We start from the raw sequence: 24,458 nt of genomic DNA on the forward strand, positions 1-24,458 counted from the left end.
TTTAAGTCCCGCATTTTTAGAAAAGGAGTGATAACATTGCCGGTTATACAGGGCCCCTCGTCGTATAAGCTTACCGGTCACCTGCAAAAGTTTAGAGAGAACCCATTGGGTTTTTTGGAAAACTTGACTCAGTATGGAGAAATTGCAACATTTAGAGTTGCGCACAAACGCTTTTATGTAACGAGAGACCCTCAACTTATTAAAGATGTAGTCATTACAAACAGCAAGGCGTTTCAAAAAATTAAACTAACGCATATGTTTAAAACGCTGCTGGGTGAAGAAATGTTATGGACAGATGAAGCATTATACATGAGCCCCATTCAACCCTCACAACTTAAACAACATCTAACTTATAATAAGGAAGCAATCGCAAAAATAATTGAAAAGCATACGGAAACGTGGGAAGAAGGGCAGCTTCGAACGATAGTAAAAGACATAAGACAGATAGTCGTAGCTGTACTCCTTCAACTTGTATTTGGCATTTCGATTGAGGATAAAGACAAAATTCACTATGTTCAAGCGCTTATGAGAAAAAAAGAAAAGTTAGGCAAAATTTATATTCGTCTACCCTTGCACCAGCCTGACTCAGATGAGCAGCTAGAACAACTCCTTTTTGAACGCGTTCAAATGCGTGTTCAAAACAAAACCGAAGGAAATGACTTACTGCAGTGTGTATTAAATTCTCACGGGGAAGACATCGATGAAAGAGAAATATACGAACAGCTAAATTCTATATTCCTTTCGATGTATGAAATGATTACGCACGTATGCAGCTGGTCTATTCATTTACTGTCTCAAAATATTAGGGAGCACCTTCAGCTGCATAAAGAAATTCAAGCCTATGCTAGCGGTGAATCACTTTCAACCAAAAATTTGACCTATATGCGCAAAATAATTGCTGAAAGCATGAGGCTGTATCCGCCTCTTTGGCTATTTGGGCGTCAAGCACGTGAAGATATACAAATAGATGGTTACAGCATTAAAAAAGGGGAGATTATGTTAATTAGCCCTTATATGATGCATCGCCATGAAGATTACTTTTTAGAGCCAAGTGAATTTTTACCTGACCGTTTTGAAAAAGGAGGGTCCATTGATGTCCCAAGCTATATGTATATGCCGCTTGGGATTGAGCATCAAGCGGAAAGAGGCATGGACTATATCACTGAAATAGTAACTATTTTTCTGTCAGAAATGACAAAGCGCTTTTTATTTCAACTGACTAAGCCCGAGCCTATTGCTCCGATGGCGGGTGTTATGCTGAATATGAAAGAAGAACTGGATGTGAATGTTCACAAAGTTCACACGCAGTCTTGAATGAACGGGAATCCTTTCCCTCTTTATATCAGGCTGTCAATTTATTGACACATCCTGCATTGAGATTTATCATAGGATAATATTTGATAGAGATTACTGAAGGATTTTTAGAGGGGACTATGGATAAAACAATTAAACAGTTAGTGTCGCTAGTTGAAACATCATTACTAACGCAAGTTAAGATTCAAAGTGAAAGTGACTATGATCCAGTTGAAGTTACGAACAAAACAAAAGAGTGGGTACTTATTGGTAAAGGAAACTATGCCGGTGTGTTTACGCACGAGAATTATCCTGAATTTGTCGTAAAAGTATACGGAAGAGACGTTTATGGTGTAAAAAAAGAAGCGCAAGTGTATAGAAAGCTGGGCGTTCACCCAGCTTATTCTCAACTTTTTCATGAGGGAAAGACGTACTTGATTTTAAAAAGACTTACAGGTGTTACTTTGTATGATGCTGTACAGCGGGGAATAAAGATTCCAGAACAAGTCATAAAAGATGTGAACAAAGCTTTGGACTATGCAAGAAGCCAGGGGTTAAACCCGTATGATGTGCATGGCAAAAATGTCATGATGAAAGATGGAAGAGGATATGTGGTGGATATTTCTGACTTTTATAAGGAGGGTATTGATAAAAAATGGACAGACCTTGTAAAAGCTTATTACACCTTTTATCCGTTTATTGATAAATACCATATCCGCTTGCCGTATCCGCTTTTAAACGTTATCAGAAAAACATATCGTCTATATCGTAGAATCAAATCAAAAAGGAGTTTCCGCTAAAGGGAACTCCTTTTTAAGATGAAATACAGCGCAGTACGTGCTGCTGTTCAAAAGTTGGTTTTAATTTGAATAGAATGGTTTGTAGTATTTCAGATTGATAGACAAATTTCAGCGTATGTTTAAGGGAAAGAGGATGTAAGAAAGAACGTATTCTTTTTTCAGCATAACGTATCACCTGTTCTTCATAAAATAAAGTACGTGCGGAGATTTTAGCGTGAATATCTTTTGTTAGTTCGATTGTAAACTGGATAATCATTAAATCAGTGTCTTTACAGTATTTTTCTAGTAGCATAATATCACCTCCATTTTGTCAACTCATTTACATAATCTTAATATAAAATTTACAAATGTCAATAAAACACGGAAAAATAAATGGTAAGACTGCTCTTTTTATATGTTGAATAAACAACAACGTTACAGAGGTGAGTAAAGTTGAATATTAACGTCGGGTTTGCAATTTTAGCTGATATTGATAATAAGATGACGGCTGCTATTTATGTGGAAAATCAAATTGTAGCGATTATAGCTGGACCTTCAGATATTCTGTATGAAAAGTTGAAAAAAGTGTTTTTATAATAGAGAAAAGATGTAATTGTAAATATGATTCATAAAAAGCTTAAAAATTCTATGAAATAGTCGAAATAAAAGATGAGGATAAAATACACAAAAAGAAAGAACAGGAAGTTAAGGATAGGAGAATTACATATGGATAAAACATCTTTTATTGGACTGATTTTAGGAATAGCCTCTCTTATTGTAGGCATGTTTTTCAAAGGGGTTAATCCATCTGTGTTAGGAAATCCGGCTGCTATTTTAATTATTATTGTCGGAACCGTCGGAGCAGTAGTGATTGCATTTCCTTCAAATGAAATCAAAAGAGTCCCAAAACTGTTTGGTGTCCTGTTTAAAGAACAAAAAATGCTGCAGCCCGTTGATTTAGTATCCATGTTTTCAGAATGGGGACAAGTTGTTCGAAAAGAAGGGTTACTATCACTTGAAGCCCAAATTATTGATGTAGATGACCCTTTCTTAAAAAATGGTTTGAATTTAGCTATTGATGGTCAAAGTGCGGATTATATACGAGACGTGTTGTCTGAAGAAATTGATGCTATGGAAGAAAGACATCAAACGGGTGCAAGTATTTTCGCTTTAGCAGGTACATATGCTCCAACTCTGGGTGTACTTGGAGCTGTTATAGGGTTAATTGCTGCGCTTGGGAACATGGAAGATACAGATACGCTAGGACATGCGATCAGCGCGGCTTTTGTTGCTACGCTTCTTGGTATTTTTACTGGGTATGTACTATGGCATCCGTTTGCAAATAAACTAAAGCGTAAATCGAAACATGAAGTAAAGGTAAAGTATATGATGATCGAAGGAGTGCTTTCACTTCTAGAAGGAGAAACACCAAAAGTGATTGAGCAAAAGCTGGCTTCTTATTTGCCAACAGCGGAACGTAAAAAGCTTCTTCAAGAAAGTGAAGTGGGCATAAATGAGTAGACGCAGAAAACGAAAGCACGAGGAGGACCATGTTGACGAAAGCTGGCTGCTTCCTTACTCAGATTTGCTTACACTTTTACTTGCTTTGTTCATTGTATTGTTTGCAATGAGCTCAGTGGATGCGCAAAAATTTAAGAACCTTTCTCGCGCATTTAATGAAGCATTCGTTGGAGGAACGGGCGTGATGGAATTTCAATCTCTGCAGGAATCTGAAGAAGCGGTTCAGCCTTCAAATACTCCTGCAGCTAAAAGTACGGAAAAAACAAATGAAGTGGAGACAGCCCCCAATCAGTCTCCTGCTTCTTCACAATCGTTAACGAGCGAACAAAAGGAGCAAACCATACGAGAAGCTGACCAAGAAGAGCTTCAGCAAATTCAATCTAAAATTAATGCGTATATTCAAAAGAAAAACTTAACAAATCAATTGCAGACTTCGCTAACAGATGAAGGTCTCTTAATTTCCATTCGAGACAATGTATTGTTTGATTCGGGAAGAGCACAAGTTCGGAGTGAAGATACAAAAATCGCAAATGATATTTCAGAGCTTTTGGTGATTGATCCTCCTCGTAACATTATTATTAGCGGTCACACCGATAACGTACCTATTCGGAACGCTGGTTTTGAATCCAACTGGGAGTTAAGCGTGATGAGAGCAGTTAACTTTATGAAAGTTATCTTAAAAAACGATAAGCTTAATCCAAGCATGTTCAGTGCAAAAGGGTTTGGAGAGTTCAAACCCGTGACATCTAACAATACAGCAGAGGGGCAAGCGAAAAATAGAAGGGTTGAAATATTGATTACTCCTCGTACAATTAAACAGCCGTAAAAGCAGGACTGCTTTTACGGCTGTTTTTCTATGTGTTATAAAGCTAAGAGTCTTCTCTTCTCAAAGTTTCCTCGTACTAATTTGAGATCCATTCCATCTAAAATCAAATCAATGAGAGCGCCTTTAAAGACATCGGCTGTTTTTTTCTTATCATTGGACTGCAAATATTGCACGCGATACCACTTGTCTTCAACTTGAAAGTACATAAAACGACCGTGTGTAAAGTCAATCCAGAACTTTGTAGGTTGTCCATTGAGATTTTTATAAACATATCCCCAGCTTCGTCCTTGGTGAGAGTCCTTCATTTTAGGGCGAGCTGTATTAAATACTTCGTAATATACTTTGTGCTTAATATCATAGAGCATCATGTGACGGTCCTCCTATCTATAGACGTGCTAGCGGGTAAAAATATATTTGTATACAACAAGTATATTAAGCTGAAAGGAATCGTAGACTATTTTTTTGAGACAAGCAGGAGCAAAGGTAAATGAAAAAGACAGTTTAAATTAGCTCAATCATTCCGCTTTTTTTATACTGTAAGTAAATGAGTTAAATAAGGAGGAAAAAATGAAACGAGTAGGCATAGTAGGTGCAGGAATGACCGGCCTTACAGCGGCGGCTGAATTACAAAAAGAGGGAATAGAGGTCTTTCTTCTTGATAAGAGTAAAAGTGTAGGGGGACGAATGGCTACACGAAGAGTAGGGGATGGAAAAGCAGATCACGGAGCTCAATTTTTTACCGTGAGATCCGATGAATTTCAACAAGACGTAAATAAATGGATAGGTGATAGAAAGGTTAAGAAGTGGTTTGGTGACCATCACCCTCGGTATCAAAGTCCGAATGGCATGAATGCGCTAGCTAAATATTTAGCTGAAGATCTACGCGTATATGTAAATCGAAAAGTTAAAGCCATTGATTTTCAAAACGGAAGGTATCAGTTATATACAGAAGAAAATGAGATTTTTGAAGCTACTGATATCATTCTTACACCTCCGTCTCCTCAGGTTATTGAGATGCTTAATAACAGCAGGTTACAGGTGGACCAATCTATTCTTAAAACACTGAAATTCAGTCCTTGCTTGGTTGCTATCGTGGAGCTTTACACAGAGACGCTGTTTGGTGATCATGGTCAACTCACGAATCCATCTGGCACAATCCAAAGAATCATTAATCATGAGCAAAAAGGAATATCAAAGACGCCCGTTCTTAGCATATATATGAATAAAGACTGGTCAGAAAAACATTTTGATGAACATGAACGTGAGTTGCTGCCGATGATAAAAAATGAAATAAAAGAATGGATAGGTGCAAATCATATTAAAAGCATCCAGATAAAGAAATGGCGCTATGCAGAGGTTGAACAAGTTCTTCATCAGCCCTTTGCTAAAATTATGCCGTCGCTACTGGTGGCAGGAGATGCTTTTTTAAGAAGGGAAGACGAGACGAATCACTCACGGTTAGAGAGCGCATATTTGTCAGGCAAATCGGCAGCCGCTGAATTAATGGAAAAGAACATCTAGAAAAAGGAGGGACCAAGAAGTGAAAAATAATTGGATAATGAAACAAACGTGGAAAGATTTACTGTTTATTCATTGGCCTGTAGATCCGGCATTTTTGGCTTCTTTATTGCCGAGTCAGTTAGAGCCTGACACCTATAATGGTCAAGCGTGGATTGCGCTTGTGCCTTTTACGATGACAGACATTCGATTCAAAGGAACGCCCGCCGTGCCCATCTTTTCACGGCTATATGAGCTAAATGTGCGTACCTATGTTACATATAAAGGGGAAAAAGGCGTTTATTTTTTTAGTTTAGACGCAAGCAATCCACTAGGAGTATGGATTGCTCGTCAGTTTTTTCACTTGCCTTATTACCACGCTGCTATGACATTCAACAAAACTCAGAACCATATTTCTTTTCAGTCAGTTCGAACGCACAGAGACTCAAAAAAAGAGCGAGTAAAGCTTACATATAGAGGTACTTCTCCGTCCTATCGCAGTAGAAAAGGAGAATTAGCTCATTGGCTTACAGAGCGCTATTGCTTATTTACCACTCACCAAGGAAATGTCTACAGAGGAGACCTTTATCATGATCCTTGGGAGCTGCAAAAAGGAGAGTGTGAAATAAGAGATGATTCTATCACTCAGCCTTTTTTGCGTCCGGCGGACTATCATAATTTAACTGTACACTACGCAAAGAAAGTAACTGCTTATTTTTACCCGTTTAAGAAAGTATAGGCATCAAAATAAAATTAAAAAATCTTCATAGCCTTCTTCTTTAAGCTTCTCTTTTGGAATAAAGCGAAGAGCCGCAGAATTTACTTGATAGTATTCGCTGTTTTCTTCTGTTAAAAGTAAACCAAGATAGTTATCTCCTTCTTTGCTTTTTAGCGCTGTTGAATGCTGAGCCGGCACTTTTTTTATGTTTCCGTATAAGATAGGACGCTTAAAAATGGGCCAGCCTGTATGAGAAGGAAGCTGATCTGACGTTTTGAACAGTGCTTCTCCAGTTAGAAGGTCAACGTAAATTCCTTTTTTTTTGTTATTCCAATATAAATTTGTAAAAGGGGGTTCGGTTCCGTTTTCCTGCGTAACAAAATATTGCATAGGCGTTAGGAACTTTTTAAGGTAAGAGCGGTCCTTGGGCCAATGCTGCGTCAGAAAATCAGTTCGCCCCGAGCCTTCTTTGTATAATTTATAGTGAAATGCATTTTTTCGATAATAATCCTGCTGCTGTTCTTCTGCTTCGTAAAAAGAAGAAAAAGGTAAAATAGGTGTGACGATAGGGTTCTTAAAACGTCCGCTTTGGGCGAGCTTTCTTTTAGAATCGAGAGCCGCTTCTTTTTGCTTTTCGTTATGATAAAAAATAATGGCTCGATACGATGGTCCGCGGTCTGAAAACTGTCCGGCGGAATCCGTAGGGTCAATTTGCTGCCAATACAGGTTAAGCAGCTCTTCAAACGTAATTTGAGAAGGATCCCATACAATTTGCACGGCCTCTACGTACTCGCTTTCCTGTTTAGCTTCAGAAGCGATTTGTTCATCTCTAGCGTAGCCCGAGCGGATACTAATGATTCCTGTAAGCTGATCAAAAGGAGCGACCATGCACCAAAAGCATCCTCCTGCAAACGTTGCATATTCTTTCATGTTACTTTCCTCTTTTCGTTGAATAAAATAAATGAAAATATATTTATATATTAAAATGTATAAACAAACAGAAAGCGCTTTATAACGAGTCTTGTAAGAAAGCACACTCTTATGGTATTATGACCACTGGATAAAAGAAAGATGGCTTATTGTTTACGCGAGTATCCTTATTTTATGTTCTTAAAAAGATGCAGTTTATTGTTTAAGTACTCATAGAAATACATACGTTGGAGCAGTAAGAGGAACAATTAAAAAATAAGGACGTTTTGCTCTTAAACGATACCACATTCCAGAATCTACATACCAGTTTAGGAGGAGCTAGTTTGAACACAACCCGTTTACCATCTATGTGGGAAATAATGATTGTGCTTGCTTTATTTTTAGCTGTTGTTATTTCGTTTGCAACTGTTTTTGATTTACCTATTCAGCTCGCTTTATTTATTTCATGGTTTATTGTTATGGCGCTAGGAGTACGACTTGGGTATACGTATAATCAGCTGCAAGGGGCCATTACAAGAGGAATATCAAACGGCTTAGAAGCTATTTTAATTTTATTAGCCGTCGGTACGTTAATTGGAACATGGATTGCCGGAGGAGTTGTTCCTTCTCTTATTTATTTTGGATTAGAGTTTATTAATCCAACATTCTTTTTACTTGCTACACTTATCATTTGCTCTATTACCTCGATTTCAACAGGAACATCTTGGGGAACGGTTGGTACAGCCGGAATCGCGATGATGGGAATCGGACAAGGCTTAGGTATGCCGCTTCCTTTAGTAGCTGGAGCCGTGATTTCAGGAGCTTATTTTGGAGACAAGCTTTCTCCTCTTTCTGACAGTACCATTTTATCTGCGTCAATGGCCCGAGTGAACGTTATCGATCACGTAAAAGCAATGTTAGTATTGGATATTCCTGCTTATCTCATTACGGCAGTATTATTTACGGTAACAGGGTTTATGTATGGGGGAAAAGATTTTGATGCTGGACGGGTAGAAGAATTAAAATCTTCGCTGTTGGATACATTTCACATCAGCGGGTGGATGCTGATTCCGGCTTTGGCTGTCATTGTCCTTTTAGCATTAAAGAAACCTTCTCTTCCAGCAATTGCGGTTGGTTCATTATTAGGAATTATATGGGCAGTTGTCTTTCAACATATGGATGTGGCGAGCGCATTTAATACGGCTTATGAAGGATTTAAAATTAATACCGACAACACATTTTTAAGTGAGCTATTAAATCGTGGCGGAATTTTAAGCATGGTCGGTTCTATTATTGTCATTATTTTTGGACTAGGATTTGGCGGGTTATTAGATGAGCTCGGCGTCTTAGAAGTCCTGCTATCTAAATTTGAAAAAATTCTTGTCAATTCAGGAAACGTTACGGCTTCTACTATTTTCGTTGGATTATTAGGAAATATATTTGGTTGTGCGATGTATGTTTCATTAATTTTAACACCGAAAATTATGGAGAAAAGTTACGATAAGTTAAGGATACAGCGTCTAGTGCTTGCCCGTAACTCAGAAGTAGGGGGAACCTTAACTTCTGGAATGGTTCCGTGGACGGATAACGGTGTATTTCTAGCTACAACGCTTGGGATCTCTACATTCGCTTATCTGCCGTTTATGTGGCTCAGTTTTGTCTCTATTATTTTGGCGATTGTTTACGGATATACAGGGAAATTCATTTGGTACGTAAAAGAAGAAAAACAGCGTTCTGCTATAGCAAAATAAAAGAGGCTGGGACAAAAGAGTTTTAGTTGAAGAAAAATCCGAACGATGAATTGAGATTCTTAATGAAGAATCAACTTCGTTCGGATTTTTTCATTGGTATGATAAACGTAGGTTTCATGTATTTCGTTTCTTCTAGCTGTTGATCGAATTGATTTAGTCATGTCTCGAGTTCTTTTTGATCAAATCATTTCTGGGTATTCGATTTTCCAGTGAACATTTTGAAGGTAAAGCTGAACATCGGCCTTTTTTTTCTGCTGCAGAAGTTTTAGAATATGGCGGTGATGTTCATTCATTACGCGTAAAATGGCGTATAGCTCTTTGGTGTCATCGCTAAAGTACGTTTGTCTGATGAATCCGTCTTGTAAAGACATAAGCTGTTCTTTTAAGGTCACATTATCGCATCGGTTCAAATATACTCGATGAAAATACGTTTGATATTTTTGATAATCCTGATAATTTTCTGATTCAATCGAAACATCGATTTTTTTAATAAGCTCATCCATCTTCGTAAAATCTTCTTCAGTTAAGTGATCAATCGACAAGGCAGCTGCCAGACCATCTAAAGCACCGACGATTTCAAACACTTCTAGTTTTTTGTGTGTATCAATTTCCTTTACAGTAAACCCTCTGCGCGGTCTGTATTCTAATAGGTTGTCTGAAGCTAATTTAATAAGCGCTTCTCTTACAGGCGTTCGGCTGACATTCAGCTGAGAACAAATACTGGCTTCATTTATTTTGTCGTTAGGCAGCAGTGTACCTTCTTGAATTTGACTTGCTATGTAGTTATATACATGATCTTTTAATGAATGATAAATCATAGGCCCCTTGTTCATTGTTTCCCCCTAAAATAAATATCGCATCAGCTGTTCTTTCTCTTCATGTCATGGTGATGAAAGAGTATAAAAATAGCAAGAAAGAACGTACAGGTGTAAAAATAATCATATCATATCACTTCATTTAATCTTAGTTAGAATATAAAAAAATAGAATTATTGAAATATTTTTTACTATTCATTGTTGTAAAAAATCTGAAAAATGATATAATCGTAAAAAGATTTAAGAAGTGTATATTGTATACAATATACAAAATTCGTACATATCGAAGAAATAGAGCCTATTCCTGAAGAGAAGAGACTATAGAGAATATGTAAAAAAACCAAGTTTTTGGATGGGTTTACTATAAAAAAGGAGGTACATAATGGGTGAGAATACAACATCTATGAATCAGTTACAAAGAAAAATGAAAAGCCGTCATTTATTTATGATTTCCCTTGGCGGTGTTATCGGTACGGGGTTGTTTCTTAATTCTGGCTATACAATTAATGCAGCAGGTCCTGGGGGAACGCTCCTTGCTTATTTAATCGGTGGATTAATTATGTATTTAGTCATGATATGTCTAGGGGAACTAAGCGTAGCAATGCCTGTGTCAGGATCATTTCAAGTATACGCTACAAAGTTTATAGGGCCGGGAACTGGTTTTGCGGTGGGCTGGCTCTACTGGCTGACTTGGGTAGTATCTGTCGGTTCGGAGTTTACAGCGTCTGGGCTGCTTATGCAAAGATGGTTTCCTGAAGTTTCGGTTTGGATATGGAGCGCGCTGTTTGCTCTTTTATTATTTGGTTTAAATGCAACATCTGTACGTTTTTTCGGCGAAACAGAATTTTGGTTTTCAAGTATTAAAGTATTAACGATTATTGTATTTATTATTTTAGGCGCAGCAGCGATGTTTGGATTCATTCCCCTTAGCGGTCATGAAAAAGCGCCGATGCTTTCTCATTTTACAGGAGAGGGCGGTTTATTTCCAAATGGACTTATGCCTGTATTAATTACGATGGTTTCCGTAAGTTTTGCTTTTTCAGGAACAGAATTAATTGGTATTACGGCGGGAGAAACCGAAGATCCAGAAAAGAACATACCTCGAGCCATTAAAAATATCATTTGGCGTACATTCTTCTTCTTTATCGGCGCCATGTTTGTACTATCTGGGTTGATCTCATGGAAACAAGCAGGAGTGTTAGAAAGTCCTTTTGTGACGGTGTTTGATCAAATAGGTATTCCTTATGCAGCAGATATTATGAACTTGGTTATTTTAACAGCTTTACTATCAAACGCTAATGCAGGCTTATATGCATGCTCGAGAATGCTCTGGTCATTATCCGATCAAAAAATGGTTAGCAGCTGGTTAGGGAAAGTAACGTCTAAAGGAGTTCCATTTAATTCGTTGCTTATCAGCATGGGAGTGGCTTGTCTGTCCTTGCTGTCAAGCGTGGTTGCACCAACTACTGTTTACTTAGTATTAGTTTCTATTTCTGGATTTGCGGTGGTAGCTGTATGGATGGCTATTGCAGCTTCTCATTTTATGTTCAGAAGACGCTATATTAAAGAAGGAAATGATGTATCAAAGCTTGTTTACAAAGCTCCTTTATATCCTCTCGTTCCTATCTTAGCATTCGTTTTATGCTTTGCTGCTTGTGTAGGACTTGCTTTTGATAAGAGTCAGCGTATCGCATTATACTGCGGTATCCCATTTGTCCTTTTTTGTTATCTGTTTTATTATTTAAAAAGCAAAAAAGAAAACGGAAAAGATGACAGTCAGCCTATAGCAAAATAAAAAGCAGAAGACCTAGGTCTTCTGCTTTTTTTTTGCATACAAAAACACCCTATCCATCCGTACTGGTTAAGTGTCCCGCAACAAGCGAAATTGAATTGGATAGGGTGCGTATCTATATAGTAGAGAAAGAGGCGCCATTTGTCAAACTTATTTAGCCGCGCCTTATTTAAAAATAGAAAAAAGAAAAGTTTTCACTGTTTTTTCATTTTCACTATGTATAGTAAGGGATGTAAAGAAAAGATATTCGCAGCAGCACGTCGTACAAATCCATAGAACGTAAAAGAAAGGAGGAAGTCAAATGGCTAAGCGGGATGCGTATTTTGATAACGTGAAATTTATCTTAATTGTACTGGTAGTGTTTGGCCATTTGTTAACTCCCTTCATTAATGATGAACAGTGGTTACGAACACTCTACATATTTATTTATACTTTTCATATGCCAGCGTTTATTTTAATAAGCGGATATTTTGCAAAGGGATACCGAAAGAAAGGATATATGTGGAAGATGGCGAAGAAAGTATTACTTCCTTATATTATCTTTCAACTTATCTATGCGGTATATGATTATAAACTGTATGATGAATCGTCATTTGAAGTTTCAGTATTTCAGCCAGCTTGGTCACTGTGGTTTTTACTAAGTTTATTTTGTTGGAATGCGATGCTGTTCATTTTTACAAAGATCAAATATCCTTTAGCCGTCGCGGCAGTTTTAGGAATTATGATTGGCTTATGTGAACCGCTAGAAACAACGTTAAGTCTTTCTAGAACATTTGTATTCTTCCCCTTCTTCTTAGCAGGGTTTTATATGAAAAAAGAACATTTTAAAAAGTTGACGTCTGTTTCTTGTAAGAAAATAGCTGGAGGCACATTGCTTATTATTGCTCTGTGGATCCAGTACGTAGCACCGGATTTTGAGAAGGAGTGGCTATTTGGTTCAAAATCCTATGCCTCCTTAGGTGTAAATCAAGTAGAGGGAATGATCATTCGTACACTATTTTATAGCATCAGCTTAGCAATGACGGTTTCCTTTTTAGCTTTGATCCCTACACAGACGATGTCTTTTACATCTCGAGGTGCTCAAACCTTTTATGTGTATTTGCTACATGGATTTCTGATTAAATATATTCGCTTATCTTCTTTTGGAGACTGGATAGAAAGTGTACAAGGATACAGCATTCTTTTGATTGGAGCTTGTGGAGTGGCGTGGCTGTTGTCGAGTAAATACGTATCTACGATTGCAAGGCCTTTAATTGAGCTTAAACCGTTACCAACGCGCAAAAGTTTAAGTTTAGGTAAGTAGTGAGAAATGGAAAAGGAGTTTAATGATGTCTAAAAACAAAATAATTATGATTATCGCAGCCGTTGTCATTATTGCTGCAGTAGCTATTGGTGCCGTAGCAATGAATAAATCAAAGGTAGTTGCTACCGTTGGTGATGAAAAAATCACAAAAGATCAGCTGTATGATGCTCTTCTTGCTCAAGGAGGATCAAGCGTCCTTGATTCACTAATCGAACAAAAAGTCATTTCAAAAGAAGCAGCTAAACAAAATATTAAAGTAACCGATAAAGAAATTAATGCTGAATTAGAAAACCTTAAAAGTCAGTACGGTGGAGAAGATGCACTAAATCAAGCATTAGCATCTAGCGGTGTAAAATTGTCAGAGCTGAAAAAAGATTTAAAGACGAATATTGAAGCAAAAAAAATGGTCGAGTCGACTATTAATATTAAAGATAGTGAAATGAAATCGTACTTTAATCAAAATAAAGATTCACTAGCTACAGAAGCACAGGTAAAAGCTAGTCATATCTTAGTAGCAGACGAAAAAACAGCAAAAGAAGTAAAGGAAAAGCTTGATAAAGGAGAAGATTTTGCAAAGCTAGCAAAAGAATATTCAACGGATACAGCTTCTAAATCAGATGGCGGAAACCTTGGATACTTCAAAAAAGGCGATATGGTCGAAGCTTTTGCCAACAAAGCATTTTCAATGAAGGTAAATGAAGTAAGTGATCCTGTTAAAACAGAATACGGTTACCATATTATTAAAGTAACAGGCAAAAAAGAAGCGCAAAAAGCAACATATGAAAACAGCAAAGCAAAAATCAAGCAAACGCTGCTTGATCAAAAATACCAAACAGAGTATCCAACATGGTTACAAAAGCTAAAGAAAAAGTATGATATTACAAACAAACTTGATTCATAAATAATACCTTAACGAAATGAGGGGATGGATATGAAACAAACAGCGTCTTATAGCAAATTAGAAAAAATCGTCGAACAATTGAAGCACAGAGGTGTACGAGCTGAAATATGCCGGCGTGTTGTAAAGGTCACAGAAACTGTTAATGGATCAAATCCTTCATATTCAAATCAAATCGTTAGTCATTCATAAAAGTACAAAAGACGAGAACGACTGAACAGCAGTTTGCTCTCGTTCTTAATACAGGTAGGGAAAATTAAAATGAAAAGAGATCAGTAGAGGCAGCTTGTTTCTGCTGATTCTTTTTGTATAATAAAGTAAACAAAAGGATGCAGGGAAATGTATCAAACGAAGGAAGGAGTTACGCAGAATGAACGTACTGCTAGCAGAAGATGATTTGCAGCTAGGTGAATTAGTTAGTTATATGCTGAAGAAAAAAGGAGGCTATAACGTCGAATGGGTGACGGAAGGGAATGATGCATATGACTATGCATCTGAAGCACATTATGATGTGTTAATTCTTGACTGGATGATGCCCAATGGAGACGGAATCGATGTATGCAAACGTCTAAGAAAAGAAGGATACGCCGGAGCCATTCTTATGTTAACAGCAAAAGATGCGGTTCAAGATCGTATACAAGGCTTAGATGCGGGAGCGGATGATTACGTTATTAAGCCATTTGAAATTGACGAGCTGCTTGCAAGGCTTCGCGCTTTGGCTCGTCGTAATTATGCACCAATTTTAGAAGAAGAAGTAGAGATTGCCAGCATGATATTAAAAAGAGCAAGTCAAACCGTGCAGTTTGACGAGGAGTTTATTCAATTAAGTCCTCGTGAATTTCAACTGCTAGATTTTTTAGTAAAAAACAAAGGACAAGTTCTTTCCCGGGATATTATTTTAGACAGGGTATGGGGATATGAATCAGATGTTTCGATTAAAACGATTGATGCGACGGTTAAACTTTTGCGAAAAAAACTAGAGAAATTTAACAAACAAGATCTTATTCAAAGCATTCGCGGAGTAGGCTACAAAATTGAAAGCTAAACTTCTTACGAGGGCTAAACAGAAAGTAAAACAAAAAGTAAAGCAAGATTTATTCAGCCAGACGCAAAATCGTTTAACATTCCGATACAGCGCATTGCTAATGCTGTTTCTGCTTTTATTCGTATTTATTGTTTATGCATTGGTGTATGTGGTTGTATCCAATAGTCAGCAGCAAAACTTAAATAGCATGTTAAAACAAGAGTCTCGAATTGTCCAAAGCATCTTAATTAAACAAGCGGTAAACAGTTCGAATCAACAGTCGAAAGAAGAGTATAAAAACATTGTCGTAGCCGGTGAAGACCAGTTTTTTTATTATGTCATCAGTCCTGAAGGGGACCTTATTATGGGCAACGAAGCGAGTGAGCGTCTTCGCTCTAACTTGTTAGATTTAATTGATGGATGGATCCCTATTGAAAACGAAGTGCGAAAAGAACGAATAAAAGCCCCGCGTCCTAGTTTTGAGCACATCGAAGGAGTAAAAGGGCAAAACGGGGAAGGCAAAATAGATATTGATTTAATGATGGCGGGGGAACCTATTTTTTATAAAGGCCAATTTTTAGGGATGCTTTATATTGGAAAAGACGTTTCGTTTCTTTATCAGCTGTTAAAGTGGCTCCTCATTATTATGCTGAGCCTTACGGTACTGTTTGTAGGAGTAGCCATTTATATCAGCCGCTTAATGTCAAAACGTGCCATGGTCCCAATTGAAACAGCTTTCCAAAAGCAAAAAGAATTTGTGGCGGATGCATCCCATGAGCTAAGGACACCGCTTAGCGTTATGCTTTCTTCTATCAACGCTTTAGAAATGCAGGAGGAAGTAACAGAAGATCCCTTCTCTAAAAAATTAATTAATAATATGAAAGCTGAAGTGAAGCGGATGACGAGTCTCGTCAGTGATTTACTTACGCTTGCACGCTCAGACTCTAATAAAGTAGAAAAAGCAATGATGCCATTTGATATTACAGATGCGGTACAAAAGGTAATGGAATCGGTTGAAACTCTAGCGATTTCTAAACATATTGATTTGCAGCTGGATACGCCTGAAAAATTAGTTGTAACTGGAGATCAAGAGCGCCTCACTCAGCTGATTTACATTTTGTTAGACAATGCGATTAAATATACGACTCCTCATGGAAGTGTAAACATTCAGGTGGTTCAGCACGGGAGTGAATGTACATTAAAAGTACGTGATACAGGGGTTGGAATTCATCCCGACGAAAAGGATCGAATCTTCGACCGCTTTTATCGTGCTGATAAATCCCGATCCCGTCAAATGGGAGGTCACGGGCTAGGCCTAGCAATCGCTAAATGGATCGTAGAAACACATAAAGGCAAAATTGATGTAGAAAGTGAACAAGAAAAAGGAAGTACATTTACAGTAAGGTTGCCAATGTCACAAAAAGTAAAAAAGAGTTAAAAGAGACTGTGACAAAATTAGTTGAAGGAAGATCCGAACGAGTTTGATTCTTGATGGAGAATTAAACTCGTTCGGATTTTTTTATGGTTAGAGTGGAGGTAGGTTTCATTTATCCAATTTGTTCGTCCGTTGATTTAGTTATGTCTGCATCTCTTTTCAGTTAGTGAAAGTGACCAAATGAAAAAGAAAAGTTTAGACAAAATGGCGAATGAAAAAATCGGATAATTCAGTTATATTAACTGACGTAATAATCAGTCTGTGTGTCAGGGTTCTTTACAATGATAAAGACTTTTTAAAGCAAACAGTGCATGATAGAACAATAGCAGACTACTTCGTTTAACAAAAAGATGAAGTAAGTAAAGGGGAGTTTGATAATATGTACGATTTAATTATTCGGGATGGTTCGGTCGTATTAGAAGACGAAATAGTAAAAGCGGACATAGGTGTTAAAAAAGGAAAGATTGCAGAAATAGCGCAAGGTGTTAGCATACCAGCAAAAAAATACGTAGATGCTAAAGGCAAATATGTTCTGCCTGGAATGATTGATATTCACGTGCATTTTGATGAACCGAGCCGAGACCATTGGGAAGGGTTTGACTACGGTTCAGCATCTATGGCCGCAGGAGGCTGCACTACATATTTTGATATGCCTTTAAACGGCGTTCCTCCTACCGTAACAGAAGCAGCGCTGTGGGAAAAGAAAAAGCTGGCTGATCAAAAGTCAGTAGTAGATTACGGTCTATGGGGAGGGTTGGTTCCTGGTAATAAAGAAGAATTAGCCAAAATGGCTCATTCGGGTGTAATAGGTTTTAAAGCATTTATGTCAGAAGCAGGTTCTGAATTTGATTTCTCAGATGACCTCACATTATACGAAGGAATGAAAGAGATTGCAAAACTAAATAAAGTGCTTGCCCTGCATGCTGAAAGAAATGACTTAATACAAAAGCTTGAACAGGCTAAACAGAATCAAAAGCAAACGGCTATTAAAGATTATTTAGAAACGCGACCGGTTGTAGCAGAAGTAAACGCAGTAAAGCAAGCGCTTGAGTACGGTGAAGAAACGGGATGTCCGCTTCACTTTGTACACATTAGCAGCTATGAAGCAGTGCAGCTTATTACGGAAGCAAAGAAGAATGGAATGAACGTTACGCTGGAAACTTGTCCGCATTATTTACTTTTTACAGAGGAAGACTTTGAAGAAATTGGCGTAACGGCTAAGTGTGCACCTCCTCTTCGCAGCAGGAGTCAAAAAGAAAAATTATGGGCATGTATTCAATCAGAAGAAGTAGATATGATTTCTTCGGATCATTCTCCTTGCCCGATTGAGTTAAAAACAGTTCATCAGAATGATTTATTTAAAGTTTGGGGTGGAATATCAGGCGGTCAGTACTCTTTGCAAGCAATGATTAGTGAAGGAGCGATCACTAGAGGGATTTCTCTTTCTCACATTTCAAAGCTTGTATCAACCAATCCAGCTAAACGATTCGGCTTATATCCCAAAAAAGGAAGCATTTTGCTAGGAGCCGATGCGGATTTGGTTATCGTTGATCTGGATCAAACTGAAAAAGTGACAAAAGAAGGAATGGTTTTCAAACATAAGCACAGTATATATGAAGGAACGGTATTTAATAGCGTTATTTTAACTACCATTAATAGAGGAACGATTGTATACACTAAAGAAGAAGGTGTGTTTCCTCTTCACAAAGGACAAATGGTAAATGGTGAATACGTAAAATTGTAGGCACAGTGAAAAAAGAGATGAAAAATAAACCTTTTATCTCTTTTTTTACATAAAAAAATGAGGATGACTTATATTAAAAGTATTACATAGGTGAAAAAAGAGTATCTACTATAACAAAAGAGACATTTTTAAAGAAGGTTTTATTATTTTAAAAAAGTATATTTTTGATTGAGGGAAGCATAATTTAAAAAGAATAAAGCTTCTTTTTAAATATAAAGAAAAATTCCCCAAAAAGAAAAATATTATCTGGTTGTATGAAAAGTAGATAATCAGATGCTTTGTAATCAAGGGTTTTGTATAAAAAAATTTTCAAAAAGATATTTTAAGAAAGGAAATCTTGATTTAAAGCTTTTTATAGGTGCAATTTTATAATGAAAAACCGTATATTATGCACTCATTGTAAAATTCTGATATTGACAGAATCATTTTATAAGAATAAAATTTTCTTGTTTCTATTTTTTTATATCATCATAATTTTTTGACAGTTTTGTCTATGGTGGTTTACGGTTGAAAGAGAGGTTAAGGAATATGTCGGTAGAGAGAGAAAAAGTGTATGAAACAGTTCCTCAAAAAGGATTCTTCGGACATCCTAAAGGTTTATTTACCTTGTTCTTTACAGAATTCTGGGAGCGTTTTTCATACTATGGAATGCGTGCGCTACTTGTATTGTACATGTACGATACAATTGCAAACGGTGGATTAGGAATGGAACAAGGAACCGCTTTAGCGATCTTTTCTATTTATGGTTCTCTTGTTTATATGTCTGGAATTATTGGCGGTTGGATTGCAGACCGCATTTTAGGTACGTCTAATACGGTGTTTTACGGCGGTATATTTATTATGCTGGGGCATTTAGTGCTTGCATTGCCAGCAGGTGTAACAGCGCTGTTTATTTCAATGTTCTTGATTATCATTGGAACAGGTTTATTAAAACCAAACGTTTCAAGCGTTGTGGGCGATATGTATAGCCCGACTGATAACCGTCGAGATGCTGGATTTAGTATCTTCTATATGGGTGTAAATGCTGGAGCATTTATCGCGCCGCTAGTTGTTTCAACAGTAGGTGAAAAGTATAACTACCACTTAGGTTTTGGAATCGCGGCAGTAGGAATGCTTTTAGGTCTAATTGTATTTATGGCTACACGAGGTAAAAACCTAGGGCGTGCAGGTAGACAAGTTCCAAACCCTTTAAAACCAGAAGAGCGCAAAAAAGTTTTTGGTACTATTGCACTTGCTGTAGTTGTACTTGCTATCTTTATTGTACTGACTTCTTTAGCAGGTATTTTAACAGTTGAAGGCGTTATTTTATTTGTAAGTATTTTAGCGATTGTTATTCCTATTATTTACTTTGTGGTTATGTATAAGAGTCCCAAGACAACAGCTGATGAGCGTTCACGCGTATTAGCTTATATCCCTCTTTTTATTTCTGGAGTAATGTTCTGGGCAATTCAAGAGCAGGGGTCAACAATTTTAGCAACGTATGCAAAAGATCATACACAGCTAACGTATGGCGGCTTTAAAATTCCAGTTGGCTGGTTCCAATCGTTAAATCCGTTATTTATTATTATATTTGCCCCAGTTTTTGCAGCACTTTGGGTGAAATTAGGAAACAGACAGCCTTCTACACCAAAGAAGTTTTCATTAGGACTTTTATTTGCAGGGCTTTCTTTCCTTGTCATGGTTATCCCGGCTAGTATTCATGGAAACGAAACGTTAGCGAGCCCGCTATGGCTAGTATTAAGCTTCTTCTTAGTTGTAGTTGGAGAGCTTTGTTTATCACCAGTAGGGCTATCAACTACCACAAAACTAGCACCTGCAGCGTTTTCTGCTCAGACAATGAGTTTATGGTTCTTAACAAGCGCAGCGGCGCAGGCAATCAATGCTCAGCTTGTTCAATACTATGAAAACATTTCGCAAGTTGTTTATTTTGCTGCATTGGGCGGAGTGTCGGTCATTTTAGGTGTAATTGTACTAATGATTTCGCCAAAAATTCAGCGTTTAATGAAAGGTGTTCAATAAAAAAAACCGTCCTTAAGGGCGGTTTTTTTTATGATTTATTTGAAAAAATATTCATGAAGGAGGCGTATGTCTGATCGTCCTCCCCCTCATAGAACGCAAGATTTAAAAGTCTGTTAAGTTCGTTTGTTGATTTTTCAGTTTCTGCAATAATTTGATGCATATGAGCAATCTTAGACATGGATCCGTTGGCATAAGCATTTTTAATTTGATTTAATGTTAAATGAAGCGATAAGACCTCTCGGCGAAGAGCTTGTCTTAATTCAGAGGAAGCAGGGATAAAAAAGCGTTTATAAAAATAACTGGCTTCTTCAAACACCAATTCTCCATTCTCTAGCTCTTTAGACGCAATTTCTTTAATCTCTTGATCGTCTAATCGACTGGCCGCTTCTTCGATAAGAAATCCAAAAATAATAGCTGTATCTGGTTTTAACATATAATAACCTCCATTATTATAAAAAAGAACTATGTAGTTTATATGTATAGATAGAAAGGAAAGAATATTCATAGTAATTCACTAATCAGCATAGACAAAAAAATAAAAAATATTCTTTTATAGGCAAACTAAAATTATTTCAAAATAAATTTTTTATAATTAAACATTTTTTCCATATTAAAGGATTATTTTGACTTTCCAAAAGAGATGAATAGAATAAAAAGGGTTCTTAGTACCTATATAAAAAGAAAATTGATAAAAGATATTAAATTCAGAAATTTCTACCTCTTTATAACTAAAAAATTGCTCTACTAAAATAGTTGACAGCAGAAATAGATAGGCATAAAATATACTATTGTCAAATGAATTAGCAAGCTATTCATAAAAAGTTAACGGACATTTGAATAATATGAGTAATATCCATATAAGGTATCAATTACTTAAATCTAACCAACTTGTATGCTTGTCATACAAGTCTACAGAAAGGAAGATAGTCGTATGCGCAACGTATTTTTTACAGATAATGAAACAATTGAAACGACTTTACGTGGGAAAGAAATTTTAGGAGCTCCAATGTTAAACAAAGGAGTAGCTTTTACAAAAGAAGAGCGTAAAACGTTAGGATTAGAAGGTTTACTTCCTCCAATGACTTTAAGTTTAGATGAGCAGGCAAAACGTGCATATGAGCAATTTTTAGCTCAGGCAGATAACCTTGGTAAGAATGTGTATTTAAACGATTTACAAAACCGTAATGCTGTATTATTTTATCGTTTATTGCAAGATCACTTAAAAGAAATGCTTCCGGTTGTTTATACACCAACAGTTGGACAAGCAATCCAAGAATACAGCCACGAATATCGCCGTCCGGGTGGCGTATACTTGTCAATCGATAATGTAGAAGGCATTGAAGAAGCTCTTAAAAATATCGATGCAAATAGTGAAGACATTGATTTAATGGTTATTACAGATTCAGAAAGTATTTTAGGAATTGGTGACTGGGGCGTTGGTGGTATTAATATTGCTATCGGTAAATTAGCCGTGTACACAGCTGCAGCAGGAATCGATCCAAGCAGAGTACTTCCAGTTGTTCTTGATGTAGGAACAAACAATGAAAAATTATTAAATGATCCTTTATATATCGGAAACCGCCATGAACGTGTCCGCGGTGAGCGCTATGATCATTTCGTAGATCAATTTATTTCAAAATCTCTTGAAATATTCCCTAATGCACTGTTACACTGGGAAGATTTCGGTAATGTAAATGCTCGTAATATTATTAACAAGTACGGAAAAGAAATTCTAACGTTTAATGATGATATTCAAGGCACAGGTGCCGTAACGCTTGCCGCTATTTTCTCAGCAGTTCAAGTGTCTAAAATGCCACTTCGTGACCACCGTGTTTTAATCTTTGGACCAGGTACAGCAGGTATCGGTATTGCAGATCAAGTACGTGATGCAATGGTATTAGACGGTATTACAGAAGAAGAAGCATACAAAAACTTCTGGGCAGTCGATTTCCGAGGCCTTTTAACAGATGACATGGACGACTTATTAGGTTTCCAAACGCCTTATGCACGAAAAGCAGAAGAAGTGAAGGACTGGAACCGTGAAGAAGACAAAATTTCTCTTTTAGAAGTTGTCAGACAAGTTAAGCCAACAATCTTAATTGGTACGTCTGGTGTAGCAGGCGCATTCTCAGAAGAAATCGTAAAAGAAATGGCGAAGCATGTAGAACGCCCAGCTATTTTACCAATGTCAAATCCAACTCCGCTTGCGGAAGCTACTCCTGAAAACCTATTAAATTGGACAGAAGGAAAAGCACTTGTAGCAACTGGAAGTCCGTTTGAACCAGTTAACTACGATGGTGTGGAATATGAAATTGGTCAATCTAATAATGCTTTTGTTTTCCCTGGTCTTGGTCTTGGATCAATCGTGGTAAAAGCAGAAGTTATTACAGACAGCATGTTCGCAGCATGTGCACACGCTGTAGCTCAAATGGTAGACAGCAGCAAACCAGGAGCTTCATTACTACCACGCGTAGAAGAATTACGTGAAGTATCATATAACGTTGCTTTAGCGGTTGCTAACGCAGCAATTAAAGATGGCGTTGCAAAAGAAGTTCCAACAGATGTAAAAGCGGCAGTAAAAGCAGCAATGTGGGAACCAACATACAAAGAAATTAAAGCTTTAGAAACAGTAAATGCTTAATTTTTAGATAGAAAAAGCACAGCTTCTTTTTTCAGAAGCTGTGCTTTTTTTAGTTACAAAAAGAATTCTTAAGTTACATAACGTATATAGTTTTTTTAAACTTGTGTATGATTCTCTATATTAGAACCACAGGGGGTTATGAGATGAATACAGCACGTAAATTGGAAACGTTTACTCAAGATTCACAGCCTGAAAATAAGGGTTTTTGGAACCGAATCAACAATATTAAAGTAGGAGTTATTCCTCTACCGCTATACGTTTTACTTGCATTAATTGTATATGGCGCGGCCGTTTACAACGAACTTCCTCCAGATATGATTGGCGGATTTGCGATTATTATGGTAATGGGAATGCTACTTGGTGATTTAGGATTAAAAATTCCGATTTTAAAAGATATTGGCGGACCAGCTATTTTATCACTGCTTGTACCTTCCGTATTAGTTTTTTATAATGTTTTAAATCCCGCGTCTATGGAAGCGGTAACAACTTTGATGAAAACATCAAACTTTTTATACCTTTATATTTCTTGTTTAGTAGCCGGAAGTATTCTGGGCATGAACCGTAAAGTTTTAATTCAAGGCTTTACACGTATGTTCGTACCGCTTGTGTTAGGTACGCTAGCCGCTGTAGCTGCAGGCGTAGCCGTTGGGATGTTATTTGGTTACGGAGCAAAACATACATTTTTCTATATTGTTGTACCAATCATTGGAGGAGGAATTGGTGAAGGTATTTTACCGCTTTCACTTGCTTATTCTCAAATTTTAGGTAGTTCAGCAGAATCTTTTGTGTCGCAAATGATTCCAGCTGCTGTTATTGGAAACATCGTTGCTATCGTATGTGCTGGCTTAATGAAACGTCTAGGAGAGAAAAAGCCAGAATTAACAGGTAATGGAGTTCTTGTGAAGACAAAAGGCGGAGATGGCATCTCAGAAGATACAAATATCAAGAAACCAGTAGATTTTTCGTTAATGGGCGCAGGTCTTTTAATTGCATGTAGTTTCTTTATTTTCGGAGGCTTAGCACATAAGTTTTTAGGGATTCCAGGTCCAGTTTTAATGATCGTAGCGGCAACGCTAGTCAAATGTTTACAAGTAATGCCTGCTAAGATGGAGCAAGGTGCTTACCATATGTACAAATTCATTTCTACGAGCTTGACATGGCCGTTAATGGTAGGCCTAGGAATTTTGTATATTCCTCTTGAAGATGTAGTGAAAATTGTGACACCAGGTTATGTAGTCGTATGTGCAGCAGTTGTTATGGCTATGGTAGCAACCGGTTATTTTGTAGGTAAAATGATGAAAATGCATCCGGTGGATGCAGCAATTGTAACCGGCTGTCACAGCGGTTTAGGAGGTACGGGAGACGTAGCGATTTTATCAGCTTCCAACCGTATGTCACTTATGCCATTTGCTCAAGTAGCAACAAGACTTGGAGGCGCTTCTACTGTTATTTTAGCTACGCTTCTTATGAAACTTTTAGGAGTATAAAATCAA

The 24,458-nt window shown here is 37.2% G+C and carries 23 protein-coding genes; 18 read left to right on the forward strand and 5 right to left on the reverse strand.

The genetic code is table 11. The annotated features are described in order from the left end of the window. Window positions 1–27: 27 nt before the first annotated feature. A complete protein-coding gene (locus MKX72_RS10200) occupies window positions 28–1,314 on the forward strand; it encodes a cytochrome P450 (protein WP_080963438.1) in 1,287 nt (428 codons plus the stop codon). 119 nt (window positions 1,315–1,433) lie between these two features. Further along, complete coding sequence (locus MKX72_RS10205) at window positions 1,434–2,093, forward strand: serine/threonine protein kinase (RefSeq protein ID WP_033578788.1); 660 nt, start codon at window positions 1,434–1,436, stop codon at window positions 2,091–2,093. A 13-nt stretch (window positions 2,094–2,106) separates the two neighbouring features. Here the strand turns inward: MKX72_RS10205 and MKX72_RS10210 are convergent, their stop codons facing one another. After that, window positions 2,107–2,385 carry a hypothetical protein gene (locus tag MKX72_RS10210; RefSeq protein WP_014460422.1) on the reverse strand — a complete coding sequence of 93 codons (279 nt, stop codon included), beginning with the start codon at window positions 2,383–2,385 and terminating at the stop codon, window positions 2,107–2,109. Between the two features lie 140 nt (window positions 2,386–2,525). On the opposite strand from MKX72_RS10210, the gene MKX72_RS10215 reads away from it, so the two are divergent. The 3 genes from MKX72_RS10215 to motB all read left to right on the forward strand — a co-directional run bounded on the left by MKX72_RS10215 (window position 2,526) and on the right by motB (window position 4,419). Then, a complete protein-coding gene (locus MKX72_RS10215) occupies window positions 2,526–2,669 on the forward strand; it encodes a hypothetical protein (RefSeq protein ID WP_014460421.1) in 144 nt (47 codons plus the stop codon). A 129-nt stretch (window positions 2,670–2,798) separates the two neighbouring features. Next, a complete protein-coding gene (gene motA / locus MKX72_RS10220; RefSeq protein ID WP_013056745.1) occupies window positions 2,799–3,593 on the forward strand; it encodes a flagellar motor stator protein MotA in 795 nt (264 codons plus the stop codon). Continuing rightward, a complete protein-coding gene (motB, locus tag MKX72_RS10225; protein WP_014460419.1) occupies window positions 3,586–4,419 on the forward strand; it encodes a flagellar motor protein MotB in 834 nt (277 codons plus the stop codon). Before motA ends, motB begins: the two co-directional genes overlap by 8 nt. Window positions 4,420–4,454: 35 nt before the next feature. On the opposite strand, the gene MKX72_RS10230 is transcribed toward motB, so the two are convergent. Beyond that, a complete protein-coding gene (locus tag MKX72_RS10230; RefSeq protein WP_043982072.1) occupies window positions 4,455–4,787 on the reverse strand; it encodes a hypothetical protein in 333 nt (110 codons plus the stop codon). A gap of 199 nt (window positions 4,788–4,986) precedes the next feature. Here MKX72_RS10230 and MKX72_RS10235 point away from each other — a divergent pair, with 199 nt between their 5' ends. Continuing rightward, window positions 4,987–5,940, forward strand: coding sequence for an NAD(P)/FAD-dependent oxidoreductase (locus MKX72_RS10235; RefSeq protein ID WP_155008174.1), 954 nt, complete (start codon window positions 4,987–4,989; stop codon window positions 5,938–5,940). A 19-nt stretch (window positions 5,941–5,959) separates the two neighbouring features. Then, the gene (locus MKX72_RS10240; protein ID WP_155008173.1) at window positions 5,960–6,655 is read left to right on the forward strand and encodes a YqjF family protein; all 696 of its coding nucleotides are present in this window, start codon (window positions 5,960–5,962) and stop codon (window positions 6,653–6,655) included. A gap of 3 nt (window positions 6,656–6,658) precedes the next feature. Here MKX72_RS10240 and msrA read toward each other — a convergent pair whose 3' ends face one another. After that, window positions 6,659–7,564 carry a peptide-methionine (S)-S-oxide reductase MsrA gene (gene msrA / locus MKX72_RS10245; RefSeq protein WP_155008172.1) on the reverse strand — a complete coding sequence of 302 codons (906 nt, stop codon included), beginning with the start codon at window positions 7,562–7,564 and terminating at the stop codon, window positions 6,659–6,661. A gap of 323 nt (window positions 7,565–7,887) precedes the next feature. Between msrA and nhaC the strand changes: the two genes are divergently transcribed. Then, window positions 7,888–9,294, forward strand: coding sequence for a Na+/H+ antiporter NhaC (nhaC, locus tag MKX72_RS10250; RefSeq protein ID WP_028413606.1), 1,407 nt, complete (start codon window positions 7,888–7,890; stop codon window positions 9,292–9,294). A gap of 179 nt (window positions 9,295–9,473) precedes the next feature. Here the strand turns inward: nhaC and MKX72_RS10255 are convergent, their stop codons facing one another. After that, window positions 9,474–10,127, reverse strand: coding sequence for a GntR family transcriptional regulator (locus MKX72_RS10255; protein WP_033578793.1), 654 nt, complete (start codon window positions 10,125–10,127; stop codon window positions 9,474–9,476). A 364-nt stretch (window positions 10,128–10,491) separates the two neighbouring features. On the opposite strand from MKX72_RS10255, the gene MKX72_RS10260 reads away from it, so the two are divergent. The 8 genes from MKX72_RS10260 to MKX72_RS10295 all read left to right on the forward strand — a co-directional run bounded on the left by MKX72_RS10260 (window position 10,492) and on the right by MKX72_RS10295 (window position 20,324). After that, on the forward strand, window positions 10,492–11,904 hold the full coding sequence (locus tag MKX72_RS10260; RefSeq protein ID WP_155008171.1) for an amino acid permease: 1,413 nt from the start codon (window positions 10,492–10,494) through the stop codon (window positions 11,902–11,904). A 298-nt stretch (window positions 11,905–12,202) separates the two neighbouring features. Beyond that, window positions 12,203–13,204 (forward strand): acyltransferase family protein, encoded by a 1,002-nt coding sequence (locus MKX72_RS10265; RefSeq protein ID WP_033578795.1) that lies wholly within the window; start codon window positions 12,203–12,205, stop codon window positions 13,202–13,204. A 25-nt stretch (window positions 13,205–13,229) separates the two neighbouring features. Beyond that, window positions 13,230–14,105, forward strand: a complete 876-nt coding sequence (locus MKX72_RS10270; RefSeq protein WP_048021256.1) for a peptidylprolyl isomerase — start codon at window positions 13,230–13,232, stop codon at window positions 14,103–14,105. Between the two features lie 30 nt (window positions 14,106–14,135). Further along, window positions 14,136–14,294: a hypothetical protein gene (locus tag MKX72_RS10275; RefSeq protein ID WP_155017217.1), complete on the forward strand. Its 159-nt coding sequence runs from the start codon at window positions 14,136–14,138 to the stop codon at window positions 14,292–14,294. A gap of 178 nt (window positions 14,295–14,472) precedes the next feature. Further along, window positions 14,473–15,147: a response regulator transcription factor gene (locus MKX72_RS10280; protein ID WP_028413601.1), complete on the forward strand. Its 675-nt coding sequence runs from the start codon at window positions 14,473–14,475 to the stop codon at window positions 15,145–15,147. Beyond that, window positions 15,137–16,564 (forward strand): sensor histidine kinase, encoded by a 1,428-nt coding sequence (locus MKX72_RS10285; RefSeq protein ID WP_028413600.1) that lies wholly within the window; start codon window positions 15,137–15,139, stop codon window positions 16,562–16,564. Before MKX72_RS10280 ends, MKX72_RS10285 begins: the two co-directional genes overlap by 11 nt. Window positions 16,565–16,940: 376 nt before the next feature. After that, window positions 16,941–18,305, forward strand: coding sequence for an allantoinase (locus MKX72_RS10290; protein ID WP_155008170.1), 1,365 nt, complete (start codon window positions 16,941–16,943; stop codon window positions 18,303–18,305). A 528-nt stretch (window positions 18,306–18,833) separates the two neighbouring features. Beyond that, a complete protein-coding gene (locus MKX72_RS10295) occupies window positions 18,834–20,324 on the forward strand; it encodes a peptide MFS transporter (protein ID WP_033578798.1) in 1,491 nt (496 codons plus the stop codon). Window positions 20,325–20,352: 28 nt separating this feature from the next. Here the strand turns inward: MKX72_RS10295 and MKX72_RS10300 are convergent, their stop codons facing one another. Then, window positions 20,353–20,757, reverse strand: a complete 405-nt coding sequence (locus tag MKX72_RS10300; RefSeq protein WP_155008169.1) for a hypothetical protein — start codon at window positions 20,755–20,757, stop codon at window positions 20,353–20,355. A gap of 498 nt (window positions 20,758–21,255) precedes the next feature. Between MKX72_RS10300 and MKX72_RS10305 the strand changes: the two genes are divergently transcribed. Both MKX72_RS10305 and MKX72_RS10310 read left to right on the forward strand, forming a co-directional pair. Beyond that, the gene (locus MKX72_RS10305) at window positions 21,256–22,965 is read left to right on the forward strand and encodes an NAD-dependent malic enzyme (RefSeq protein ID WP_155008168.1); all 1,710 of its coding nucleotides are present in this window, start codon (window positions 21,256–21,258) and stop codon (window positions 22,963–22,965) included. A gap of 143 nt (window positions 22,966–23,108) precedes the next feature. Then, complete coding sequence (locus MKX72_RS10310; protein ID WP_028413595.1) at window positions 23,109–24,452, forward strand: 2-hydroxycarboxylate transporter family protein; 1,344 nt, start codon at window positions 23,109–23,111, stop codon at window positions 24,450–24,452. Window positions 24,453–24,458 lie beyond the last annotated feature (6 nt).

The organism is Priestia sp. FSL R5-0597 (assembly GCF_038006305.1).
GTDB classification, from domain to species: domain Bacteria; phylum Bacillota; class Bacilli; order Bacillales; family Bacillaceae_H; genus Priestia; species Priestia zanthoxyli.